General features: G+C 57.4%; 20 protein-coding genes. 11 read left to right on the top strand and 9 right to left on the bottom strand.

What is annotated here, in order from left to right:
• Window positions 1–154: 154 nt before the first annotated feature.
• The 6 genes from HX812_RS07660 to HX812_RS07635 form a co-directional block, all read right to left on the bottom strand.
• Window positions 155–2,326, bottom strand: coding sequence for a DEAD/DEAH box helicase (locus HX812_RS07660; protein WP_038851454.1), 2,172 nt, complete (start codon window positions 2,324–2,326; stop codon window positions 155–157).
• A gap of 43 nt (window positions 2,327–2,369) precedes the next feature.
• Entirely contained in the window at window positions 2,370–3,665 is a 1,296-nt protein-coding gene (locus HX812_RS07655) for an ATP-binding protein (protein ID WP_038851385.1), read from the bottom strand.
• Window positions 3,662–6,082, bottom strand: coding sequence for a TerB N-terminal domain-containing protein (locus HX812_RS07650; RefSeq protein WP_038851386.1), 2,421 nt, complete (start codon window positions 6,080–6,082; stop codon window positions 3,662–3,664). The genes HX812_RS07655 and HX812_RS07650 overlap by 4 nt, the downstream gene beginning before the upstream one ends.
• A gap of 178 nt (window positions 6,083–6,260) precedes the next feature.
• Entirely contained in the window at window positions 6,261–7,391 is a 1,131-nt protein-coding gene (locus HX812_RS07645; RefSeq protein WP_152514771.1) for a hypothetical protein, read from the bottom strand.
• Between the two features lie 79 nt (window positions 7,392–7,470).
• Complete coding sequence (locus tag HX812_RS07640) at window positions 7,471–8,358, bottom strand: nitrilase family protein (protein ID WP_038851388.1); 888 nt, start codon at window positions 8,356–8,358, stop codon at window positions 7,471–7,473.
• A 79-nt stretch (window positions 8,359–8,437) separates the two neighbouring features.
• A complete protein-coding gene (locus tag HX812_RS07635; protein ID WP_050572508.1) occupies window positions 8,438–10,414 on the bottom strand; it encodes an FAD-dependent oxidoreductase in 1,977 nt (658 codons plus the stop codon).
• 365 nt (window positions 10,415–10,779) lie between these two features.
• Between HX812_RS07635 and HX812_RS07630 the strand changes: the two genes are divergently transcribed.
• Window positions 10,780–11,823: a DUF4062 domain-containing protein gene (locus HX812_RS07630; protein WP_080642471.1), complete on the top strand. Its 1,044-nt coding sequence runs from the start codon at window positions 10,780–10,782 to the stop codon at window positions 11,821–11,823.
• A gap of 57 nt (window positions 11,824–11,880) precedes the next feature.
• On the opposite strand, the gene HX812_RS07625 is transcribed toward HX812_RS07630, so the two are convergent.
• Window positions 11,881–12,222: a hypothetical protein gene (locus HX812_RS07625; protein ID WP_038851389.1), complete on the bottom strand. Its 342-nt coding sequence runs from the start codon at window positions 12,220–12,222 to the stop codon at window positions 11,881–11,883.
• Window positions 12,223–12,282: 60 nt separating this feature from the next.
• Window positions 12,283–12,507, bottom strand: a complete 225-nt coding sequence (locus HX812_RS07620) for a DUF2188 domain-containing protein (protein WP_017136943.1) — start codon at window positions 12,505–12,507, stop codon at window positions 12,283–12,285.
• 547 nt (window positions 12,508–13,054) lie between these two features.
• On the opposite strand from HX812_RS07620, the gene HX812_RS07615 reads away from it, so the two are divergent.
• Entirely contained in the window at window positions 13,055–14,710 is a 1,656-nt protein-coding gene (locus HX812_RS07615; protein ID WP_235165530.1) for a GGDEF domain-containing protein, read from the top strand.
• Between the two features lie 139 nt (window positions 14,711–14,849).
• Here the strand turns inward: HX812_RS07615 and HX812_RS07610 are convergent, their stop codons facing one another.
• Window positions 14,850–15,752, bottom strand: coding sequence for a LysR family transcriptional regulator (locus tag HX812_RS07610; protein WP_038851473.1), 903 nt, complete (start codon window positions 15,750–15,752; stop codon window positions 14,850–14,852).
• Between the two features lie 112 nt (window positions 15,753–15,864).
• Between HX812_RS07610 and HX812_RS07605 the strand changes: the two genes are divergently transcribed.
• From HX812_RS07605 to HX812_RS07565, 9 genes are all read left to right on the top strand, one after another.
• Complete coding sequence (locus tag HX812_RS07605; protein WP_038851393.1) at window positions 15,865–17,055, top strand: CaiB/BaiF CoA-transferase family protein; 1,191 nt, start codon at window positions 15,865–15,867, stop codon at window positions 17,053–17,055.
• Between the two features lie 16 nt (window positions 17,056–17,071).
• Complete coding sequence (locus HX812_RS07600) at window positions 17,072–18,022, top strand: hydroxymethylglutaryl-CoA lyase (RefSeq protein ID WP_038851395.1); 951 nt, start codon at window positions 17,072–17,074, stop codon at window positions 18,020–18,022.
• Window positions 18,015–18,398: a VOC family protein gene (locus HX812_RS07595; RefSeq protein WP_038851397.1), complete on the top strand. Its 384-nt coding sequence runs from the start codon at window positions 18,015–18,017 to the stop codon at window positions 18,396–18,398. Before HX812_RS07600 ends, HX812_RS07595 begins: the two co-directional genes overlap by 8 nt.
• Window positions 18,395–19,336 carry a D-2-hydroxyacid dehydrogenase gene (locus HX812_RS07590; protein WP_038851399.1) on the top strand — a complete coding sequence of 314 codons (942 nt, stop codon included), beginning with the start codon at window positions 18,395–18,397 and terminating at the stop codon, window positions 19,334–19,336. The genes HX812_RS07595 and HX812_RS07590 overlap by 4 nt, the downstream gene beginning before the upstream one ends.
• Before the next feature lie 39 nt (window positions 19,337–19,375).
• Window positions 19,376–20,662, top strand: coding sequence for a C4-dicarboxylate transporter DctA (gene dctA, locus HX812_RS07585; RefSeq protein WP_038851400.1), 1,287 nt, complete (start codon window positions 19,376–19,378; stop codon window positions 20,660–20,662).
• 365 nt (window positions 20,663–21,027) lie between these two features.
• Window positions 21,028–21,876, top strand: a complete 849-nt coding sequence (locus HX812_RS07580; RefSeq protein WP_038851401.1) for a glycine betaine ABC transporter substrate-binding protein — start codon at window positions 21,028–21,030, stop codon at window positions 21,874–21,876.
• Between the two features lie 88 nt (window positions 21,877–21,964).
• Complete coding sequence (locus HX812_RS07575) at window positions 21,965–23,077, top strand: glycine betaine/L-proline ABC transporter ATP-binding protein (RefSeq protein WP_038851402.1); 1,113 nt, start codon at window positions 21,965–21,967, stop codon at window positions 23,075–23,077.
• On the top strand, window positions 23,074–23,922 hold the full coding sequence (locus HX812_RS07570; protein WP_038851404.1) for a proline/glycine betaine ABC transporter permease: 849 nt from the start codon (window positions 23,074–23,076) through the stop codon (window positions 23,920–23,922). Before HX812_RS07575 ends, HX812_RS07570 begins: the two co-directional genes overlap by 4 nt.
• Window positions 23,919–24,764 (top strand): proline/glycine betaine ABC transporter permease, encoded by an 846-nt coding sequence (locus HX812_RS07565; protein ID WP_016979689.1) that lies wholly within the window; start codon window positions 23,919–23,921, stop codon window positions 24,762–24,764. The genes HX812_RS07570 and HX812_RS07565 overlap by 4 nt, the downstream gene beginning before the upstream one ends.
• Window position 24,765 lies beyond the last annotated feature (1 nt).

Genomic DNA, 24,765 nt, shown 5'->3' with positions numbered 1-24,765 from the left:
GCCAGTGCTGGGCAATATGTCAGTTATAGGTACATGTAAGTTCATCCTCCGCTTCCAGCGACTTTCCGGGTGATTGACTTGTGGCAGTGGCTGAGGACTAGAGATAGAACGGCCCCCATCCACGGTGGGTATCGCCAGCCTATGTATGACTTTTCTATTTACCTTGCTGCTTTTTGGCAAAAAGTACTGCGTTTGAAATATCGAGCGATATGGATGCGAAAGATTTCATAAGCAGCGTCTCTGGCAACGTCCAATCCCATTTTTCGCGCAACATGTTCTCCACATCTGAAAGTATCGAGTCGAGATCGCTTGGATCCAGACTGCCCACATCCGCAAGTGCATTTCTTGCCTGATCAATGCTCGCGTCGATTTCTATAGCTAGACCCGAGTTATCACAAGATAAACCTACATGATTGAGCAGCAGGCGCAGTGCATCATTAGCGTAATCCCCCAACCAACTGATCAAATAACATTTCCCACTCGACTCGATAAGGTACCGCTCTCCAAGCCCCAATAAGGCAAAAGTTTTTCGAGCCTCGTCGAGTAAAGCTTTGGCACCTTGATCGATAAAAGGGCAGGGGCTGGAGTCCGCCAAGACTGCTCGCATCTCCTCACGTACGGCGTCATGCACCATTGCGCCCAAGCCATCGAACTGAGGAGGCGCCCCTCCTCGTGCGGCTGACACGATGATGACCTTGGCCTGCAGGTCAACATCACGCACCTGCCATCGACGGCCGCCGAAGATAATGCGTTGGTCTTTGGTCAGCGGACGGCTCACGGGGACCGAGCCCAAGGCTTTACCGTCGCATACCAGACGGAATTCTTCATCACTGGTGAATGCGCTGTAGAACTCATAGTGATTGACCATGCGCTCGCCTACTGTTCCAGGCAGCAGCAACCCTGAGCTGTCCTGGACGATCAATTCGTGCTCACCCAGAGATTTGAGTAGTTTCACAAAGTCCGGCTTTTCAATACCTTGAAATGCGCCTTCAGCAATCAAGTTTTTCCATAGGTCGGCAGCCGAAGCGCCGCCGCATTGAGCAATGATGGAAAGGCATTGCTGAACCAAGGTGGAGGCATGAATGCCCTGTGCTCTGGGAGGTTCAAACCAACCTTTGGTCAGCAGTCGAACCATCGCAATGGTTTGTACCAATCCTTGGCGTAATTGGTCAGATAAGCCGGATTTATCCGTGAGCGGTGATTCTTTACAGTAAACGCGTAACGTTGCTTTCTCTCCCGGACGTCTGCCGGAACGTCCTAACCGTTGACGCAGACTTGCCACGGAGGGTGGGGCACCAATTTGCACTACCGTTTTGATACTGCCGATGTCTATTCCGAGTTCAAGTGTTGTAGTGCAAATGGCCGATGCTGGCCGGTCGCCCGCCTTTAATGCATGTTCAGCTTGCTCTCGCAGGTCTTTCGAGAGACTGCCGTGATGAGGCCAGAACTCGTTGGGCACGCCGTCTTTCTCGCATCGTCGGCGCAGCTGGTCTGCGTACCATTCAACCTGGGAGCGACTATTCGGGAAAATCAGGTTATTGCTGCCGCGTAGCACCTTGTAGAGATGCTCAGCGATCGCAAAGTCAGGGCTTGCCTCGTTTTCCGTTTCGTCTTCATTCCCCTCCTGCTCATTGGGTTGAGCAGGTTTCTTTTTAAGCTCACTCATCGGCGGCTGAATGTAGCCACGAACTTGCACCTGAAGTGTCTGGTTAGCGTTTTTCGATTCAATCACGGTAACGTTATCGGCATTACCTGGGCGCAAAAACGCTGACGCCATCCTCATATCACCGAGGGTGGCTGATAGCCCGACCCTGGGGAGGCGCCTCCCTGCGGCGAGTTCTACCCTGTGCATCAATGACTGAAGCTGTTTGCCTCGCTCACTGCCGATGAACGCGTGTAGTTCGTCCACGACGATATAGCGCAGGTATTGGAATACCCCGCCGAGACTTGAGCCACGATTGACGAACAGTGCTTCAAGGGATTCGGGAGTGATCAGCAGCACTCCCTCAGATGATTTGAGAAAGCGGTGTTTTTTGCTGGAAGAGACATCTCCGTGCCAAGCGACTACAGGGATCTCAAGCTGCTCACAGAGTCGGCTTAATCTGTCCCATTGATCGTTGATCAAGGCCTTGAGCGGGCTGATGTACAGCACCGCACCAGGCGGATCATCGTTATTGAGCAGATTCGTCAGAATGGGCAGGAAGGCGGCTTCGGTTTTGCCAGCGGCTGTTGCTGCGGCGATGATGACATCCTGATCGGCGTGCACCAGAACAGGCACAGCCCATTCTTGGGCGTCACGGAGGGAGGTCCAACCTTCGGCCCAAATCCAGCGCTGTATTCTGGGCTCTAGCTGTTCGAAGCCTGATGAATCAGAGTGTGAAGGAGGCAAGTTCATCGTCCGCATCGACCTTCATATCGTCCTCACTGCCGGAATCCTTGGCGATCTCGACTGCCCCTAGTAGTGTTCGCCAATCGGTCCCTGGGTTTTGCTCCAGGATGGCCAGTAGATTGATGAATGCTGTGATCGTGGTGCGCGGTGTGCGGAAGTAGGCTTCCCCTAGACGTTGGTTGCAGTGCGCCATAAACAGAGGAAGCGCTTCGTCAGGCAGCAAATATTTCTCAGCATCGCCTCCAGCATATACGTGGCGGAGCTTTTGAAGCAGAACGTAGAAGTCCTCAGGGGTAAGGCTGGTAAGGCGAATGACCGGGCCTGAAAGATCCACCAAACCGGTTTTGGCAAACGAGTTCTCTGCCAGTCGCGACTGCAGGGCTGGATAGCTGAATAACCCTCGGCGTGTGTCCATCAAAAACTCGGGCGTGCCGCCCAAGACGAACCCCAGTCCTTCAGATGACCCTTGCAGTGAGTCATTGAGGATTCGGAGGATCTGTTCGTAGTTGGCATTACGAGCCTGCGTATTCGCCAGTTTGTAGAGGTTAACCAGTTCGTCGAGGCAGATCATCAGGCCACCGAACCCTGCGAGCCTGACGAATCTGGAAAGCAACTTGAGCTGGTCGTAGACGGAGGCGTCATCAATGATAGTCCGCACGCCCAAGGCAGCACGGGCATCGGTTTTGGTGGTGAATTCTCCGCGCAGCCAACGAATGGCGTCAGCCTTCAGTTGCTCATTGCCTTCCTCAAAGCCGCGGCAATAGGCAGCGATCACCTCGGCAAAGTCGTACCCATTGACCATCTCGGTCAACTCGGCCAAGTGCTTACGAATAACTGTCTCGCTGTCGGTACCTGCTGCCTTGGCTTCTGTTTTTGCCTGGGAGATGAATTTCTCTACGATGCCTTGCATGGCACCACCGTCAGGCTTTGTGCGCGTTGACATGTTCTTGGCCAGTTCGGAGTAAAGCGAGCGTGCTTGCCCCCCAGTGGCGTGCAACCGCCGGTCAGGGTTCAAGTCGGCATGCATGGTCACGAGTTTTCGTTCCATGGCGATAGCACGAACCAGGTTGAGAAAGAACGTTTTACCTGCGCCGTACTCGCCTATCACCACCCGAAACGCTGATCCGCTCTCCACCAGACGTTCGACATCCTTGATCAGTGCATCAAGCTCACCTACACGGCCAACCTGAATCAGGTGCTGACCAACACGTGGCACTACGCCCGCGCGTAACGATTGAATGACCGCATCGCGATCCTTGGCTCTGATAGTGCTCATAGGGCTAACTCTTCCAGGATGTCAGTGTTTATCTCGACCGGGTCGTCGCCTTCTGTGACGGGCATGTCGAATCGTTCAAAAGCCATGTCGTTGATTTGTTCCAGAGCGCCATCAAGCATCAGCTCCATGTCGCTGGCAGCAGTTTCCAGTTCTGCGCGGCTCCATTCCGGGCGAGAGATCAACAAACGGAGGAAGGCCGAGTGTTCCAGGTCAAGCCCAGGCACGTCTGCGCTCGACTCGGAATTCGGTTCAGCGCTTTCAGTCGGCCGCTCCGCCTCCTCAACCTGATCCTCAGTGAAAACCTTGGCGAGGAGGGCGGAGACTTCCGCCGTCTCCCGCTGAAGCTGTGCAATCCGATCATGATCAAGGACGAAACCTAGTTTCGAAGATGAGGCAGGCCGCGCGCCGGGTTCGGCTGATGGGTCATTGGAGGCAGGCGTCACGGCAATACCCACACCGGCTGCTGCCCCATGGAGGTCGCTGTAAAGCAACTGGCTATCCAATTGCAGTGCCTTATACACACGCTCCAGCAACTTCACTTCCGCAGGGCTCACGATGCCATCGGCTTGCGCCAGATGAGCGAGGAAGCCGGCAATGGTGCGTTTTGCATCGACGGGCAAGGGATCGAGCTTTTTCTTTAGGCTGGCGAGCGTGGGCGGTTGCTGGAGTTGGATTTGCAGATGTGCTTTGAGGCGTTTGCGATGGGCACCGCTCAAGTGACTCCATGAGTCGATATGCTGAGCAAGCAGTGTGATTTCTTCGTTGGAGGTATCACCGTCGGCCGAAGCCACCGCACTGGCCAAATCAAGGGTTACCGATGCAGCGTTGTATGCAGCAGACGCACGGAGTGATCCATCTTCAGGCTGGGTTACAAACAGCGCAATCCGGTCCTCCGCTTTTGGCGTCTTGCTACCACCCAGTACGTCGGGTTCCATTCCGATACGCAGCGACTCCAATGCGCGGGCCAGAGCGATTACTTTGTCTCGAGACAATGCGCCCGCGCTTTTAAAGCGCCCTGCGAGTTCTCCAAAACTCATGACGATCAGGTCGTCACCAATTCTGGACTGCAACTCATCCAATTCGTCGTGGGCTGCCTTCGGCCAGAGCGGGACAGGAAGTTGCAGGAGCGCCTCAAGAGCCTCTGCGCTTTCAGGATTTCTTCCCAGGAAACGGCTGTAGGGTTCAACTTCGCTGGTGCATTGCTCGACCAGCAGTTGCAAAATTTTACGTGTGCCCGAGGTTGCCATGACGTCAGGCAGATCCCCCAGGGTAAGCGTGGGGGTCTTTATTACGGCAGAGGCAGGGCGATAGCTGGCCTTGAGCTTGGTTTTGTTCTGAGCCAGTGTCAGGCCCGCAGGATAAGCGTTTTCGTACTTGAGCTTGAACAGGCGTGAAAACACATCTTTGCAGCGTATGACTGGAGTACGTTTACTGATGTTGGGGTCGGCCATCGCCCATGCCAGTGCCCAATCGGCATTCAGCGGATGCTTATTGGACGCGTGCTGACCTAAACCAATGCGCAGCGGCAGAGGCATTTCGTAGCTGTGCTCGGCCACGCTAGGTGGCAGGCCAAGGTAGAGATTCGCGTCAACAGCGCGGTTGCCCAGGTAGTCAAGAAAACCTTCTGCATAGCCTCGGAATGACCCATTTCCTCTATAAATACTCAGTAGGCGCCGGACTTCGTCGACTATAAGAGGAACCTCATTATTCACCTTTGAATCGTAAATGGGATCAATGAGGGCTCGACGCTCCAAACCGTAAAAAAACAAAAATACATAGCCGGTGTCCGCCAACGGATCATTACGCCCACCTGCGAGCCATTGGAGGTATCCGCGTCGCGCCTGCGGTGTGATGGAGTGAAAACTCGGCCAATAAGACATCAGTCGCTCGTTGAGGTCGACGTAGTTCTTGGCAATCCGAAGTTTTGGGTTGATCAGTGAAGGCTCTTGCGCATCATGGCTGCTACCGAGCGTATTCCCCATATAAAACATGCCGCCAGGAAGGGAGAAGCCTGCAACTTCGACGACTTCGCCAGCAGGCACCCAGCGGGCATCGGCCTTCTGTGAGCTGATACTTGGGATTTTAAAGGTGTTGGCAGCGGGAGAGCCGAGTTGCACAGTATAAAAATCGGGACTTTCCTCAATGTCCTTATTGCTCGTCGAGACTTCACGCATGGAGAAGGTTACGCCCAAACCTTGTGGTTTTTGCGGGTGGGTATTCTTCGCCGCCGATGCTTGAAGCTGACTGAGTCGACGTTTACCGCGTTCGGCCAGCAGCCACATAATCGTGCCGATACCCGCTATGACGCCGACAGCTATCCAAGCATTTTTGGGTATAGCAGCGAGGGCACTGAATGCCAGAGCAAAAACTATAAGTATGCCGGTGCCACCTGAGTTCTTTGCTTTCTTCCTTGCCATGAGTCATTTCAACCTTGAAAGATGGGTGCTGGCGCAATGGCAGTATCCGACATTTCTGATGGTGGAGCCAAGCGGTTGGCTGAGCAGGTGATCGGAAAGTTGAACTATCTTGAATCCTTCCCTCATATGAAAACTAACGACAGGCGAGCTTATGAAAAAGCCCGCCATTGTCTTGGAGTTAATTGGTTGCGAGAAAACCTGTCACTGGCACGATCAGCGCCGTACTAGTAGCCATCGCCAGCACATTGCCAATATATGGATGCATCCACTTCGGCAATCGCCCAGCAATGGCACAAGCCAGTGGTGGCGCAATCAATGCTCCCAGCAAAGCGCTGCCCACTATGACGAACGGGCTACCGCCATGCACTAAAACCGCCGCAGGCACCACCGACACCAACGGCACATAGGTCGGATACCACCCACGCTTTTGCCACTGCCGCCTCCATAACAGAATACCCAGCAACGAAGTCAGTGCCTGGCCTGCGACCAACTGCGGCAACCAGCCTGATCCATACGCCGGGCTCAGGGGATTCAATGCGTAAGCGAGGAAAACCCCTATGATCAAGCCCAGGCTCGCCCACTCATTGCCAAAAAACGGCGCTTCAGAAAAATCCGCCAACACCCGCCGCAATGTCCAGCGTATGCCGTAATCCGAAGTGTTAACGGCCGTCGGAGGAGGGCTACTGATCGTGCTCTCAGGCCCGCGGCTGACCAGAATCGGAAACGCCCGGCATAGGAAAAACGCCACCACACTACCCAGCGCCATGCCCAGCACATTGCCGATCACCACCGGCAATCCCATCGGGATACACAGGTAATTCACGAACAACAGGCAACTCGGCGTCACCAGAACCGCACCCAGTACGGCACCATTCAGCGTAACCTTCCACCCACCGCCAAATAGCAACACCATCGCCGCCGGCAACGACACAAACGCCGCAAAGGTGGGCTGCCAGGACTCGGCCGTCACCGTCCAGCCCCACAACGCATTACTCAGCAACAACCCAAGCAGTGAACTGGTCACCAGCCAAGGCCACAGCCCCGTGCCATAGGCGATGCTGAAACCCTGCCAGCCCTGGGCATAACGACTGGTCCAATAACCGAAAGCTCCGCCCAGCAGCAATCCCACGGAGGCAAACTCGTGTTTATAAAACGCCACTTCACTGATATCGCCGACGACCCAACGCAACCAGGCGGTGGGTGAGGGCAGGCTGGTCACCATGTCGTTGTAGCCCGGCCAGTAAGCCGCTGCGGAGGCTGAATACAGCACCGACAAGGCGGCGATCAGCCCGAGCGCGGCGACTGTCATCGCAAGCAAAATCACCAGATAACGAGCCGCCGCGCCCGATGACGGATTTGCAGAAATTGAGTCCATGATCGTAGCCCCATCAGCGCGGCAGGCACGGGTGCTGGCAATAGCCGAGCATGCCGTCATACAGATCAACGCGGCGGTCACGCTGCAGGTCGTTCAGGTCATTCCAGATCGGCGCACTGCGTGCGCTGGACAGGTCGATATCCGCGTACAAAATCGCCTGCTCACTGGGCGACGCGACCTTGCCGATGGGCCAGCCGTTGGTGCCGGCAATCAGTGAACAACCCAGGTAACGCCCGCCATGCTCCTCACCAATCCGATTGGCAGCGGCAATGAACACATTGTTAACGTGGGCGGCGGTCATAGTCAGGTACGAGGCCATGCATTTTCCGGCTTCGTCGAACAACGGTGGTGGGGTCCATACCCAGTTGTTCAGGCTGCAAATAATATCGGCGCCTTGCTGGGTCAGGATGCGTGGGACTTCGGGAAACCAGATGTCCCAGCAGATCAGCAAACCGATGCGGCCGATGGGCGTTTCAAACACCGGAAAGCCCAGATTGCCAGGAGTGAACCAGAGCTTTTCCTTGTTCCAGAGGTGCGCCTTGCGGTACTTGCCGATCAGGCCATCCGGACCCAACAGCACGGCGGTGTCGAACAGTTGCATGCCTTCGCGTTCGGCAAGGCCGGCAACCAGGTAGACCTGATGGTTTCGCGCAAAGTCCATCCAGGCCCGTGTGCTCGGCCCCTCCGGAACGGCTTCGGCATGCTCGAAGGCATCCTGGCGATTGCTGAACAGGTAACCGGTATTGGCCAGCTCCGGCAGCACAATCAGATTGGCCCCGTTGTTCACGGCTTGCAGGGCCAGGCTGAGGCTGGTGTCGAGGTTGGATTGGCGATTTTGAGTGCCGACTTGCGGATCGAATTGCACAACAGCGACGCGGGCAAGACTGGTAGCTTCGTTCATGGTTCATGACCTCTTTTTATTGTTATGGCTCCGCTGCGGTAGGCGGATGCTTAAGTAGGAGGTCTTTTTGGTGTGCTCGTCAGTAGTCTGTTTCCGCTAGATGTGTAGGTTCTTGCCGTAAAGCTTGGGCGTGGTAGATGGGGTAGTCGTCCAGGGTAAAGCCACCATTGAAGTTGGCACGGGTGTTGTTGCAGAGGTGAATGACTGCGTCGATTGCGCCGCGCAGACAGGGTTCGGTCCAACCGGCATCGACGGAGAACGATTCCCCCGACAGATAGAGTCCGGACACGTGAGCGTAATCGCGGTTGTACTTCAGCAGGCTGACCGCGTCGGAGTTAGTGCCGGCACGGTAGAGTTTTGCGCAGCCCAGTGCATTTTTGTCGGTCATCCAGCGTTGAACGACAGCGTTCTGGGTGGCGATGTAGGGGGAAATCGGCGTTTTGACATTGGAGGACCGCAACAGGATGCGGTCGAGTTCGGCGACGCATTTTTTGACGAGCGCTTGATCGTCGAAAGAGGCCAGTTTTGTAGCGTCGTCTTCCCAGGTGTAACTGAGCAGAATGCAGTCATAGGGATAGGCGTCGTGGTAGCGATAGGTGTACACGTCGTGGATAAAACTGTCGGTGACCATGATCTGAGGGATCTTTTTGTTTTTCGACAGGAAGCTCTTTTTCAACGGTGCATAGACCTTGCAACTGGTTTCCCAATGCGCGGTTTTGTAGGCGTTGGTGATGGCGTACGGCAGCATTGCCTGGCTGAAGTTCTCCAACTGGATGTGGGTTTCGATGATCCAGGAGGGCAGGGTCATGATCACGGCGTCGAAGTCTTCATGGCGCTCGGATTTGCCGCTGGGATTGCTGGCATTCCAGTCGTAGGTCACGCGAATCTGGCCGTTTTCAAGCTTGGTCAATCGGGTCACTGAACTGTCAGTCAGGAAACCTTTACCGCGCTGTCGACAGTAGCCGTAGAACGAAAGACCATTGACCTTGGCTGGCGTAAATAACAGGCACTCATCCAGCGCCGTAAGGCCAAGATAGCGTGGCGGATCAAAGTTCAGCCCATTGCAGTCTTCAAGCGTGGCGGTGCCCAGGTAGGGCGATGGAACAGGATTGCCGTTGTTGTCGGTACGTCCATGCACCAGTTGTAACTGGCTGCTGAAACCAAAAATCGCCGTGCGTAAGGGGTAGAGGCAACAGACGTCATAAAATGCGCCCCAACTGCCATCTCCTATACCGATGGAATAGAAAATGGTGGACTCTTCAGCACTCATGCCCAGCCCGCCAAAGTCTCCGGGGGCATCGGCATGCCATGCCTGACTGGCCAAACTCACCAGGTCACGAAAGGACAAACACTGATAACGCGCGACGATGGCGGCCCACATGGACACCCATTGTGGTGTGCCGTAAGCCTGTGCGACTTGGCGAGTCATCTGGTCAGCAAAGTGGCGCCACTTGGCATACACCTGTTGAAGCTTTTCTGTTGGGGGTGGCGTGTCACCCTTTGGATTTTTCCAAATCAGCATTTGCGGTTCCGACTGCCCCTCCAGCAAAACTTCGCGCAGGTAAATGCCAGTGCTGCTGACATGCTGTGTGCCTGGGTTAGGGAAGTCAGATAGCCGCAGGTCAAAAAGCTTGCAGTAGTAAGCCAGTAACGACTGACCTTCCAGCGGCGGCTCGTCCGCTCGGTTGAACATGGGCATGCGCATGGCGCCCATTTCGAAGGGCGTAGCGCCGATTAGCGGGGATTGACCGGAATTGAGCACTGACAAGTGTCGGCCGCCGATGCGATGGGATTGTTCCAGCAAGGTCACGTTGTTGAACCCGCAGCGAAGCAATTCCCGAGCGGTGGCCAAACCCGTGACACCGGCGCCGACGATGCAGATTTTGTAGTCGGGCTGAGTGGCGGTGGCGATGCCAAATTCGTGCTCAACCAGCTTTCTGTAGTTGAAACACAGGTCCGGCGGACTGGGAAAACGGCCTCGCCATGCAGAGGGCTCATCGGGTGGCAACCGCTTGGCGATGAGGGCAGGGTAGTCGTAGGTGGATCCGATGGTCATGGTTCACGCTCCAGAGTCTGCACGACCGGGAAAGGCCGATGGCAATGGGGAGGGAATCTAGGCAGTCGGCTGTTTGCCGGGGTGGTAGATGGTTGTAGTGATACTTGCCCGATCGTTTTGTCGAGGGAAGAGAGATCACTCATGACGAGATTTCACGTAGCAACGTGCAAAAGTTGCATTTTTCCCGGTCAATATCAGGGCAGTTTGAGCGGAGCGGCTTTTCCAACACAATCGGCCAGAAGCAGTCAGAATCTACAAAATCGGGAGACTATTCAGCGGCTATTTTTTCGGAAGCTGTCACTTCGAGTAAAGCGCCCGGTATGATGAAGCGAATCAGATGTGGCCTATTTGTGATGAGGACTGCTATGAACGTGTTTATCAGCTCTGTAGTACGCAATTTTGAGCACTACCGTGCGGCCGCCAAAAAAGCAGTTTCTCTATTGGGGCACACCCCAGTGATGTGTGAGGATTTTGGTGCAAGACCCTATTCCTCTGAAGTCGCATGCATGACTGAGGTTGACCAGGCCGACGTAATGGTGCTGATTCTTGGCGCGGACTTCGGCTTCAAAACCTACACAGGTGAGTCCGTCACTCAGCAGGAGTTCCATCGCGCCAAGGCTGCCAATAAACCCATCCTGGCTTTTTTGGAAGAGGTTCCGGTCGAGGATGATCAAAAGCGCTTTCACTGGGAGGTTTCCGATTACGTCGACGGCCTTTTCCGTTCCACCTTCACAGGTGATCGCGATCTCTCAGACAAAATCATCCAAGGGCTGAGCCAGCTTGCAGCCAGTCGCAGCGCCATTTCCGAACAGGAGTTCGTTCAGCACCTGCAGAATCGTAGCAGCAGCCGAAATTGGAATAGCCGGCCTCGTGAAGACCGACTAGAGCTCGTGTTTCTGCCGCAGCCCATTCTCTCGGGTACGTTGCGCTCCATGCACACCCAGCACGATGAATTCTTCCTTAAGCTTTCTAAGGCGGGTTTGGTTTCCATCAAGGATGGCTACAAGTCATTTAACGAGGGAGACATCACCGGCCTAGATGCGGAGGGGGCCTCTTGGCGGCATCACGATAATGGGATGAGCTGGCTCTCTATTCCTCTGGCAGCCCCAGAAAAAGGCGGCGAATATTTTTCCTCCTATTACATCTCGCCCAGCCGACTAAAACGCTTTGCAGAAGAAGCTTTTAGTTTGATTAGCCGAGGTAACGGAGGCTGGTTCCAGCTGGGGATCTACGGAATTTCTCACCAAGTCTACGAAGAGCCCCCGACCACCCCTGGATCGTCGATGTCCCTGCCGCACCGCAGTGAGAAAAACATTGAGGAAAGAAAACTGCTGATTCCAGCGTCGCAGGGTGCTTTCAACCAGTGGCTGGAAGACGCTTTGTTCCGAATCGGGCGCAAGCTTTCCTAAAGAATTGAGTGCGGCCAGCAGGCGGGAGGGAATAAGCAACAACGACCCCTTCGTACCTCAGCTTGGCAGTTCTTCTAGCTTGAAGATCCGATTGTCAGCCTTGAGCGCTGGAAAGGCCTCGCAATATGCATAGGGCTCGCTGAATGAAGTGCTGGGCGCATGAATGTTGAAGACCTTAACCTGAGCAGGGTGGCCGCTTTGCCGTTCATGGCGAAGGTCGTTCAGAGACCCAGGTGCCTCACCATTTTGTTCGGCAATCGAAATCACTAGATCTCGAAGAGTTTCGATTTCTGCATCCGATGCTTCTGCATAGGTGGTCAGTCGCTTATGACTTCCAAACCCGCCACGGGTAGAGCCGATTCGATTCAGGTGCACGTGAACCATCGTTACGATCTTCATACCGAATACCTTATTGAAGCCCTAGATGTGCCTCCTTCCGGAGGCGCTGTGAGATCGTAATCAGCCCTTGGGAGGATGTGGATCGTTACCATAGGAGTCACGTTCACGGATCAGGTTGTCCCGGCCGTGGATGAGCACTTCGCTTTTTTGGTTTTGAGCTATCTGACGAGCTGCGTCAGCAGCTTCCTTTTGAGTCCGATGGTGGGAGGTATCTTTAGTATTGCCCTCACCCCGAACCGCCCAGCCTTCATCACGTTTGACGACGTGCTGATTTTTACCTGCCATGGAACACCTCTACTAGTGGGTTGCCTACCTAGTAAAAGGTAGCATTGAAACGGAAAAATACAACATGTAGTGCTAGGTTGACGAATAGCGCATGTATGTTGTGTTTTTCATCATCAAGCCGGACTGTCTTGATAGAGCTTACGTGGAGAAGCAGAAGTGCCTCGCCGGCTCGCGAAGCGGCTGTTCCTCTGCCATATCCTTGAAAAAAGATGATCAGGCTAGCTAGCCTTTGGGCTTAGGAAATGCAGAGATGTACGCAAAGGTAGTCGACAGGCTTTTGGACTACCCACCGCAGGAAGACAGTTTGCTTTTGGCCGAAGGCGGCCTGCCTGGTCCCGCAGCTTTCGGCCAAGAGCTGTCCATCTGGAAATGGCAGCTTTTGGCCGGGAGCTGTCTGTTCCAGGGAAGCAAACGCCAGCCACGCCGCAAGCGAGGATAGCGGCCGCTTGCGGCGTGGCGCGCGATTGCTGGCCCCACATGAGTGATGTCACAATATCGCGCCCCGCCTTGCACGCTCAACCACGAGCGCGATTCACGGACTCTCACGATGCCCAGCCTCTGTTGCTGTTCTAACGTGGTCAACCGGCCGGAGAGACTTCTGTTGGTTCGGCTGCGTCGACTGCTGTGTTTTGTGCTGCTCACGGCTCAGGCTGCGTGGGCGAGTCCGGTCACTCAACAGAATGGTGCTGCGCAGGTGATTGATGTACAGCTGCGTTGGAAGCATCAGTTCCAGTTCGCGGGCTACTATGCCGCCATCGCCCAGGGCTATTACCGCGAAGAAGGGCTGGACGTGCGCTTGCACGAAGGTGGCCCTAATGTCACACCGGTCGAAGAAGTGCTCTCCGGGCGTGCCCAATACGGCGAAGCCAATAGTGAATTGCTCTACGCACGCCTGCATGGCAAGCCCTTGGTCGCGCTGGCGGTGATTTTTCAGCACTCACCTTCTGTGCTCGTGGCTCGCACAGACCAAGGTGTTCGCACCGTGCACGACCTGATCGGCAAGCCGGTGATGCTGATGGATGCGCAGACAGATGCCGATTTTCTGGCGATGTTCCGTAGCGAGGGTATACCCCTCGAAAAACTACAACTGCTACCCAGCAGTTTTCAAATCGGGGATCTGGCCAGCGGTAAAGTGACGGCGTTCAACTCGTACCTGACCAACGAGCCCTTCTACCTGCAACAGCGGGGCGTGGAATACAACATCATCTCGCCCGCCACCTACGGGATCGATTTCTACAGCGACATCCTGTTCACCAGCCAGGCCGAGATTGACGAAAATCCACAGCGGGTCGAGGCCTTCCGCCGCGCTACCCTGCGCGGCTGGCGTTACGCGATGGATAACCCCGAGCAAATCATAGACCTGCTGCTCGACCAGTATTCGGTGGATAAAAGTCGCGCGCACTTGCAATTCGAAGCTCAGGCCATGCGTCCGCTGGTCGTATCTGACTTGATCGAGATCGGTCATATGAACCCAGGGCGCTGGCAACGTATGGCTGAAACTTTCCTCGAACTTGGCATGGTAGAGAATATCGCCGGTCTGGAAAACTTCATTTACGATCCCAACCCGCCGCAACTCGTCGAGCGGCTGCGCAAGACCATTGTGCTGATCAGCATCGGCTCCGTGCTTGTCCTGATATTCGCTCTGGTTTTGTTGAATGCCCAGCGCCATCTACGCAACGAGATCAAGTTGCGCAAACTCGCCGAAGAGGAAGTACACAAGCTGGCTTTCTATGACAGCCTGACTGGCTTACCCAATCGCAATAGTTTTATTCCCTTCGCTAGTCAGAGGCTGCTCGACGCAAAGAATCGTGGAGAGCATCTGGCCCTGTTCTATATCGACTTGAACCACTTCAAGCAGATCAATGATCGTTATGGTCATCAGGCGGGCGATGCCATGCTGATCCACGCAGCCTCGGCGATCAAATCCAATATTTGCGAGTTCGAAATAGCTGCGCGCATGGGCGGTGATGAATTCATCGTGCTGCTCGATGGCGCGCATCACAAAAGCGATATTCAGCGCATCACAGGTAGAATCTGCGAAGCCGTCGCCTTGCCCATTCCATGGGAAAACAGCCAGATCAAGGTTAGCGCCAGCCTAGGGGTGGCGTGGTATCCGGAAGATGGTGAAGACCTCGACGATTTGATTTTCAAGGCTGACACCGCCATGTTCCAAAGCAAAGCCAGTATCGCTGCGCAGGCTTGAAGTTGCTGCGTGGATTGGGCGTCCATCGATTGATCCTGAACTGATGATCCGCATGCTGACCGGAGAGGGAGACTCAAGTATGAAAGCCGAACTGAGCGCACCCATACGAGAGTTGATGACCCACGCGCTGGCGATCAGGCTAAACTTCCAGATTGCTCAAATAGCGATACAGGTTCGCCGCCTCCGGCGACAGGCGCGTCGCATCCGCCACGCCGACATACAAGGTCCGTGACGCCCATTCTCCCTCAAGCGGTATCGCCCGCAGCTTGGACGCCAGCAACTCGGGATGCACCGACCCCAGCGGCAGTATGCCGATCCCCAGTCCCGCTTCGATCATCCGGCAGATACCATCAAAACTGCTGACCTGGATACGCACCTTGAGACGCTTGCCGGTGCCGGCAGCGGCATCGTTGATGCGGCGCAGCAGCGAGCTGCCTTGGTTCAAGGCGACATAATCGAAGTCCAGCGTGTCCGCCAGCGTCACGCTTGAACGCTGCGCCAACGCATGGGTTTGCGGCACCAGCACCACCAGCCGGTCACGTCGATAGGGCCGCATGTGCAAGCCGGGAGCGGGCACGTTGTCGGCAAAGATGCCGATCTCGGCCTCGCCGTTTTCCACCGCGTGAATGGTGCGATCGCTGAGGGCTTCTTCCAACTCGATGCGCACATGCGGGTTGGCGGCCAGGAAACTCGCCAGGTCCGCCGGCAGGAACTGGATCACCGCCGATGTATTGGCAAACAACCGCACGTGGCCGCGTACACCCTTGGCGTAGTCGTTGGCGTCATGGGCCATTTGCTGGGCCACGTCGAGCAGGGTGCGCGCATGCTCGGCCAGGCCGCGTCCGGCCGGGGTCAGTTGCAGGCCACGGGGCACGCGGGTGAACAGGGTGCAGTGGGTGACGCGTTCGAGTTCGGCCAGCCGTTTGCTTGCGGCGGAAACGGTCATGTGTGCGCTGTTGGCGGCCTGGGTGAGATTTTCTGTTTTGGCGGCCAGCACCAGCAGGCGCAGGGAGGCCAGGTCCAGTTGCAGCAAGTTGATCATTTCCATCTCCGTGTTTCCAGTCAGGAAAGAGTAGTGGAAATCTTTGACATTCTCACGGCCTGTTTTTGAGGGGATTATCCGGCCATCACCTCCAACAAGAACGGACAACGTCATGAGCCTACCCCTGGAAGGCATCAAGGTGGTCGAAATGGGCCAACTGATTGCCGGGCCTTTCGCCGCCAAGATCCTCGCCGAGTTCGGCGCCGAAGTGATCAAGATCGAACCACCGGTCACCGGCGACCCCCTGCGTAAATGGCGCTTGCTGCACGACGGGACGTCGGTGTGGTGGGCTGCACAGTCGCGTAACAAACAGTCTGTCACCCTCGACCTGCGCCAGGTCGAAGCGCGTGACGTGGTCAAGCGGCTGGTCAAGGACGCCGACATCCTGATCGAGAATTTCCGCCCTGGAACCCTGGAGAAGTGGGGCCTTGGCTGGGATGAGCTGTCATCGATCAACCCTGGCCTCGTGATGCTGCGGGTCTCTGGCTACGGCCAGACCGGACCTTATCGCGACTTACCGGGCTTTGGTGTGATCGGTGAAGCCATGGGCGGCCTGCGCCATCTCTCCGGCGAGCCGGGCCGTACGCCGGTGCGGGTAGGGGTGTCGATAGGCGACTCGCTTTCCGCGTTGCACGGCGTGATCGGTGTGCTGCTTGCCTTGCGCCATCGCGAGCAGAATCGCGGTGCTGGCCAGCAGGTGGATGTGGCCTTGTACGAGTCGGTTTTCAACATGATGGAAAGCCTGATTCCCGAGTATTCGGTGTTCGGCAGCGTGCGCGAACCGGCCGGCAGCAGCCTGCCAGGCATCGCGCCGACCAATGCCTACCGTTGCAAGGATGGAAAGTACGCCTTGATCGCGGGGAATGGCGACAGCATCTACCGGCGCCTGATGGAAAAGATCGAACGTCTGGACCTGGCCGACGACCCGGAACTGGCGCAGAACGACGGCCGCGTGCGCCATGTGGCGCGCATCGATGCAGCGATTTCCGCCTGGACGGCCGAGAGAAACCTCGATGCGGTGCTGGCCGCGCTGAAGGACGCCAACATCCCCTCCGGCAAGATCTACGACGCCGCCGACATCGCCGCCGACCCCCATTACCAGGCGCGCGACATGCTGCTCGCCAGCCAGTTGGACGACGGCACCGCCGTCACCTTGCCCGGCATCGTGCCCAAGTTGACGGCCACCCCCGGCCGCGTGCACTCGCGCGCACCCACGCTTGGGCAACACACCGATGCGGTGCTCGACGGCATCGGTATCGACGCGCCGACCCGCGAAGCTTGGCGCGCTCGCGGCCTGATCTGAATCAAGGAGTAGCTCTATGAAACGCCTGTACCTGCAGGAAGTCGCGACCCGTGACGGCTTCCAGAACGAAAAGACTTTTATCGACACCGAACAGAAAATCGCCTTGATCGACGAACTGAGCCAGTGCGGCTACGCCAAGATCGAAGTGACCTCGTTTACTTCGCCCAAGGCCATCCCCGCGTTGCGCGATGCCGAGGCCGTGATGGCCGGGATCCAGCGTCAAAAGGGCGTGGAGTACACGGTGCTGGTACCCAATGTGCGCGGTGCCGAACGGGCGCTGGGTTGTGGCATCGACGAGGCCAACCTGGTGATGTCGGTGAGCGAGCCGCATAACCGCTCCAACCTGCGCATGACCCGTGAACAATCATTTGCCCAGTTGAGGGATGTAGTGGGCGTGATTGGGCGTGGGCCGGTGGCGGTCAATGTGTCGTTGTCCACGGTGTTTGGCTGCCCGATGCAGGGCGATGTGCCGGCGGACGATGTGTTGGGATGGGTCGAGCGTTTTGCCGAGTTGGGCGTGCGCGGCGTCACGCTGTGCGACACCACCGGCATGGCCTATCCCACACAGGTGGAAGCCTTGTCGCGGCAAGTGCGCGAGCGCTTTCCCGAGCTGCAACTGACCCTGCATTTCCACAACACCCGTGGTATGGCCCTGGCCAATACCCTGGCGGCGTTGCAGGCCGGGATCGACCGTTTCGACGCTTCGCTGGGCGGCCTTGGCGGGTGCCCCTATGCACCCGGCGCCAGCGGCAACGTGTGCATGGAAGACCTGGTGCACATGCTCGACCTGATGGGCTATGACACCGGCCTGCAACTGGACCGCGTACTGGCCGCCTCTGCCCGGTTACCCGGCCTGATCGGCCACGCCACGCCCAGCCAGATCCTCAAGGCCGGCAAGCGCCTGGACCTGCACCCCATTCCCGAACACGTCCACACCCTGACCCAACAGGTAGCCCATCATGATTGATCATCTCGACCACCTGGTCCTCACGACTATTGACCTGAGCGCCTGCAAAGACTTCTACACCCGCGTCATGGGCATGCGCCTGGAGACCTTTGGCAACGGCCGCGTCGCCTTCCGTTTTGGCAACCATAAAATCAATGTGCATGAGCGTGGGCATGAGTTCGAACCCAAGGCCCACCTGCCGGTGCCTGGCGCGCTGGACCTGTGCTTTATCGCCAGTATTCCCCTGGAAGCAGTGATTGCCCATTTGAAGGCTGAAACCTGGCCGATCATCGAAGGCCCGGTGCTGCGCACCGGCGCAACCGGCCCGATTCGTTCGGTGTATGTGCGCGACCCCGACCTTAACCTCATCGAAATTTCCGAGCAGGTGCCCGCATGAATATCGTGTTTCTCGACGGCGCGAGCCTGCCGTCTCCATTGGCGCGTCCTGCCCACGCCAGCCACTGGACCGCGCGTGAGCACACCCGCCCCGATCACGTAATCGAAGCCCTGGCCGACGCCGACGTGGCGATCACCAACAAGGTGCGCCTGGACCGCGCCACTCTTGAGCAATTGCCGCGCCTGAAGCTGATCTGCGTGGCGGCGACCGGCTACGACTGCGTGGATCTCGCCGCCTGCCGTGATCAAGGCGTGACGGTGTGCAACGTGCCGGCCTACAGCGCGGTCAGCGTGGCAGAGTCGGTGATCGGCTCGCTGTTTGCGCTGCGCCGTCACTTGATGGCGTACCGTGTCGCCTCGGCGCGCTTGTGGCCACAGTCATCGCATTTTTGCGTGCACGGTGCGCCGATCCAGGACCTGCAAGGCTCGACCCTGGGCATCGTCGGTCGCGGCGACATCGGCAGCCGTGTCGCGCGTCTGGCCAAGGCCTTGGACATTACCGTGCTGTTTGCCGAACACCGTGGCGCGCCGCAGGTGAGGGCGGGCTACGTGGCGTTCGACGAGGTGTTGGCCAAGGCTGATGCGCTGACTCTGCATTGCCCGCTGACGCCCCAGACCCGTTACCTGATCGGCACCGCCGAAATCGCGCGGATGAAACCCGGCGCCTTGCTGATCAATACCGCTCGCGGTGCATTGGTAGACGAAAACGCCGTCCTGGCCGCTCTCGCCAGTGGTCAATTGGGCGGCGCCGCACTGGATGTGCTGCACGTGGAGCCGCCGCAGGCGGACCACCCGTTGCTGCACTGTGAACACCCCAATCTGCTGATCACGCCCCACGTTGCCTGGGCCAGCCAAAGCAGTGTCGCGCGCCTCAAGGCGGTGCTGCTGGCCAACATCGAGGCATTCGCCGCCAACAAACCGATCAACGTGGTGACCTGAAACCCAGCGACGTCCCTCACAAAACCTATAGGCAGAGCCATGACAAAAATAATCAGCTCGTCGATCCAAGCGCTGCCACAGCGCACACCGTTCTACCAGCACCTGTATGTGCAAGTGCTCGCAGCCATTGTGCTGGGGGTGATCCTCGGTCACTTCAGCCCAAGTTTGGGCGAACAGATGAAGCCCTTGGGCGACACCTTCATCAAGCTGATCAAGATGCTGATCGCGCCGATCATCTTCTGCACGGTGGTCAGCGGCATTGCCGGCATGCAGGACCTCAAGCGCATCGGCCGCATCGGCTTCAAATCCCTGATCTACTTTGAAGTGCTGACCACCATCGCCCTGGTGATCGGCTTGATCGGTGTCAACCTGCTCAAGCCGGGCGCGGGCATGCACATCGACCCGGCCAGCCTGGATGCGTCGACCATCGCTGGTTACACCAAGGCGGCCCACGATCAGAGCGTGGTCGGCTTCCTCACGCATATCGTGCCCAGTACGGTGTTCGGCGCGTTTACCGACGGCGACATCCTCCAGGTGCTGTTCATCTCGGTGTTGTTTGCGTTTGGCCTGCAGCTGTTGGGCGATACCGGCAAACCCTTGCTGAACACCATCGACCTGGTGGCCAAGGCGTTTTTCCGCATGCTCAAGATTGTCATGTACCTGGCGCCGCTCGGGGCTTTTGGCGGCATGGCGTTCACCGTCGGCAAATACGGCGTGCAATCGCTGGGGGCCTACGTGAACCTGTTGGTGTGCTACTACATTACCGGGTTGGTGTTTGTGTTCGTGGTGTTGAACCTGGTCGCGCGATTGGCCGGTTTCAGCCTGTGGAAGTTCCTCAAGTACATCCGTGAAGAACTGGTGCTGGTGCTGGGCACCTCGTCCTCGGAATCCGCCTTGCCGCGCCTGATGGGTAAGCTGGAAAAGCTTGGCTGCGAGAAGTCCACCGTGGGGCTGGTCGTGCCATCCGGTTATTGTTTCAACCTCGACGGCAGCTGCATCAACATGACGGTGCTGGCGATCTTCATTGCCCAGGCGCTGGACATCGATGTGTCGCTGTATCACCAGGTGACCTTGCTGTTGATCCTGCTGCTGACCTCCAAAGGCGCGGCGAGCGTGACCGGCGGCGCATTCATTACCCTGGCTGCCACCCTCGGCTCCATCGATGTGATCCCGGCGGCGGGGTTGGTGCTGGTGCTCGGCGTGTACCGATTTATTTCGGAAGGCGGTGCGCTGATCAACGTGATCGGCAACGGTGTGGCCACGTTGTTCATTGCGCGCTGGGATGGGGCGTTGGATCGCGAGCAACTCAAGCGTGAGTTAGGGTAGGGCGCGCGGTTTTTTTGAGTCTGTCTGGAGTGCCCCCCACTCCAGACCTCTACGACCCCGTCCGTTTTCCTCTCTTCATAGCATTCCAAAAGCGACCTGATACTTTCCTATAACCGACTTGTCGATATTTTGTCGTTCTCGTCTAACTCTATGAATTACATATAAAAAATATTATTTGGTTTGTGTTTTGTGTGAATTATATTTGTATACACAGAAAATACATTCTCTTGACCCTCCGTTTTTCCCATGCGAGTCTCGCTTCAACAGGCCGCCCTCAGCGCTGCCGAACCCTTCCTTGTTGTTCCAACACACCGGCCTTTGAACAGGGCCAGAAACTATAAATACAACGTAGATCGAGGCGCGCCATGAAGAACTTTTGGAAAACCGTTTGTGCGGTTGCGTTAGTGGGTGTGGTTGCGCTTCCGGTGCAGGCCGAAGAAAAAACCATCACGGTCGGCACCATGTCCTGGGAAGACCTGACGCCGATTACCGGCATTACCAAGAAGGTATTGGAGAACGCCGGCTATACCGTGAAAGTGGTTGAGTTCTCGGAAATCGGTATTGCCTATGCGGCCCTGACCAAGGGTGATGTACAAGTCCTGGCTTCACAGACCGATTACGCCACCCAGGACTACTGGAACAAAAACAAGAACCGCCTGGAAAAACTCTCGCCGGTTTCCTATGGCCTCTACCAGGCGATCGCCGTACCCAAGTACGTCGATATCGATTCGCTGGAACAGCTCAACGATAACGCCGACAAGTTTGGCGGCAAGATCATCGGCATCGAGCCGGGTTCAGGGTTGATGAGCGACGCCAATAAGGCGGTTAAGGATTACGGATTCAAACTGCAGTTGCTCGAAGGCAGTACTGCCGCGATGACGGCCGCCTTGAAGTCCGCCGTAGACCGCAAGGAGTGGGTCGCGGTCACCATCTGGGAGCCGTCGTGGATGGCCCAGAAGTTCGACCTTAAGTTCCTCAAGGATCCCAAGGGTTCTTTCGCTCCCCCGCAGGCCTATTACTGGATCGGTCATAAGGGCTTCACCGCTGAATACCCCCACGCCCGCGAAGTCATCGCCAGCGTCTACGTGCCGCTTGCCGACATCACCGCTATCAACGGCGCCGTCAAGGACGGCAAGAGCATGGATCAGGCCGTTGCGGGCTGGGCCGACAACCATGCCGACTTGATGAAACGCTGGGCCAATATCAAACAATAAACCTCACTCTTTTTTGCCACTGCCGGGTACAGATAACGCGTTCTGATCAATTAGAAAAACCAGTCGAACTGGTTCAATAGGCTCAAACATGACAACGCTCAAAATAGACACTAACGAAGTGCTTGTGGATTGCCAGTCGGTCTGGAAGATCTTCGGTCAGAATGCCAAGGCGGCGATGCAAGCGGTGGTTCACAAAGGGCTCGGCAAAACCCAGGTGCTGCAGGATTTCAGCTGCGTGGTGGGGGTGTCGGATGTGAGCCTGCAGGTTCGCCGCGGTGAAATTTTTTGCATCATGGGTTTGTCCGGCAGTGGCAAATCGACCCTGATCCGCTTGCTCAACAAACTGATCACCCCCAGCGCCGGGAAGGTGCTGGTCAAGGGCAAGGATTTGTCCGCTTTATCTCCCGCACAGTTGCGCGAAGTGCGGGCCAAACACCTTGGCATGGTGTTTCAGAGTGTGGCGTTGTTGCCCAACCGTACCGTGCTGGAAAACACCGCTTTCGGCCTGGAAGTGCAGGGCGTTGGCAGGGCCGAGCGTTATCAGGTGGCGGAGCGTGCGCTGGCCAAGGTCGGCCTGAGTGACTGGGCTTCGCGCTACCCGAGCGAGCTGTCTGGCGGCATGCAGCAGCGTGTCGGGCTGGCGCGCGCGCTGACTGCCGACCCGGAAATCATCCTGATGGACGAGCCGTTCAGTGCGCTCGACCCCCTGATCCGTCGCCAGTTGCAGGACGAGTTCCGCCAGCTTACCAAGGAGCTGGGCAAGTCCGCGGTGTTCATCACTCACGACCTGGAAGAGGCCATCCGCATCGGTGACCGCATCGCCATCATGAAGGACGGCGTGATTATCCAGGTCGGCACGGCCGAAGAGATTGTGTTGAACCCGGCCGATGACTATGTCGCCGAGTTCGTCGCGGGCATCTCGCGCTTGCACCTGGTCAAGGCCCATTCGGTGATGACGCCGGTGGCGCGTTATGCACAGGCGTTCCCCCTGTGCGATTTCACCCGGCTCACTCAAACCACGCCAGAAACCGATATCAACGCACTGATTGGCTTGACCATGGGCGCCGATCTTGAGCCGTTGGCGGTGGTCGAGCAGGGCGTCGTGGTGGGCATCATCACACCTGGAGATCTGCTGCGCGGCGTGCAGGGCATTCCCAACGAGGCCCAGGCCTTGGCCCCGGTGTTGGAGGCGTCGACATGAGTACGCCGGATTTCTCGGTACCGTTCGATGCCGCTGTAGACGCCGGCCTGATGTGGTTGCAGGACAATGGCGAGTTTTTCTTCGACGCCGCCAATACGGCCCTGACCGCCGTATTTAAAGGCGTGCAGTGGTGCATCGCTGCGCCGCCGTTCTATGTGATTGCCCTCGTCATCGGCCTGCTGGGTTGGCGCATGGTGGGGCTGCGCTTCGCGGTGTTATCGGCGCTGGCCTTGCTGCTGTGTGAAGTTATCGGGCTGTGGCCCGAGACCGTCAGCACCCTGGCGCTGGTACTCACCGCCACGCTGTTGGCATTGCTGGTAGCGGTGCCGTTGGGCGTGTTGGCCGGGCTCACGCCGGCGTTCGATCGTGTGGTCGACCCGTGCCTGGACCTGGTGCAGACACTGCCGCCCTATATCTATCTATTGCCGGCGATTGCCTTGCTCGGCTATGGCCCGGCGACGGCGCTGCTGGCCACGTTTATCGTCGCGGTGCCGCCGGCGCTGCGCCTGACCTCCCTGGGCATACGCATGACGCCCAAGGAGTTCGTAGAGCTGGGTGATGCCAGCGGCGTTACCGGCTTGCAGATGTTCTTCAAGATCCGCTTGCCCTTTGCGATGCCGAGCATCATGGCCGGGGTCAACCAGAGCCTGATGATGGCATTCGGCATGGTGGTGATTGCCGGTATCGTCGGCTCCGGCGGGTTGGGCGAGTCCATCTACGGTGCGGTGCGAACCCTGGACATCGCCAAGTCGATCAATGCGGCGCTGGCCATCGTCATCCTCACGATGATTCTCGACCGTCTTGCACAAAGCGCGGCTGAATCGCGCCGAGGAGCCAGTCAATGAGCCTTGCTGATTTGCGTATCTCACCGGGTGAGTTTCTGGCCCCTGCCATCGACTGGCTGAACACCCACCTGCACGGTCTGTTCGTGCTGATCGGCAAGGTGATCGAGGCCTCGTTGGGTGTGATCGAGGGCCTGCTGCTAGCGCCCCATGCCTACGTGTTGATTGCCATCGTGGTGGTGCTGGCATGGATCTTCGCCAACTGGCGCGTGGCGCTGTTTGCCGGTTTGATGTTGGCGTTCTGCCTGTTTGCCGGGCTCTGGGTGGCGTCGATGCAGACCATCGCGCTGGTCTCGGTGGCGGTGCTGATTTCCGTCAGCGTTGCGTTCCCCCTGGGCATTCTTGCCGCACGGGTCAAGCGTGTGGACGCGGCCTTGCTGCCGATCCTGAACATCATGCAAACCGTCCCGCCGTGGGTGTACCTGATCCCGGCGGTGATGCTGTTCAGCCTGGGGCGCGTGCCGGCCATCATTGCCACTATCGTGTATGGCATCCCACCGATGCTGCGGCTGACCACCTTGGCGTTCAAGCAGTTGCCCAAGGACCTGCTGGAACTGGGCCAGGCCATGGGCGCATCGCCACGGCACATCCTGCTCAAGATCGAATTGCCCACGGCGGCGCCCACGCTGCTGGTGGGGCTGAACCAATGCATCCTGTTGTCGCTGGCGATGGTGGTGTTGGCCGGATTGGTCGGGGCCGGGGGCCTTGGCGCCGAAGTGACCCGTGGCTTGACGCGAATGGAGATGGGCCTGGGCCTGCGTGCCGGCCTGGCGATTGTGGCGGTGGCGCTGTTGCTCGACCGTTTGTCACGCGGCGCATTGCAACGCCAGGCACGGCGGGTATGAC

The sequence above is a fragment of the Pseudomonas sp. IPO3749 genome (assembly GCF_013386605.1).
GTDB lineage: Bacteria > Pseudomonadota > Gammaproteobacteria > Pseudomonadales > Pseudomonadaceae > Aquipseudomonas > Aquipseudomonas azotoformans_A.
The sequence above is the reverse complement of the archived record's forward strand: the minus strand, read 5'-3'. Positions and strand labels throughout refer to the sequence as shown.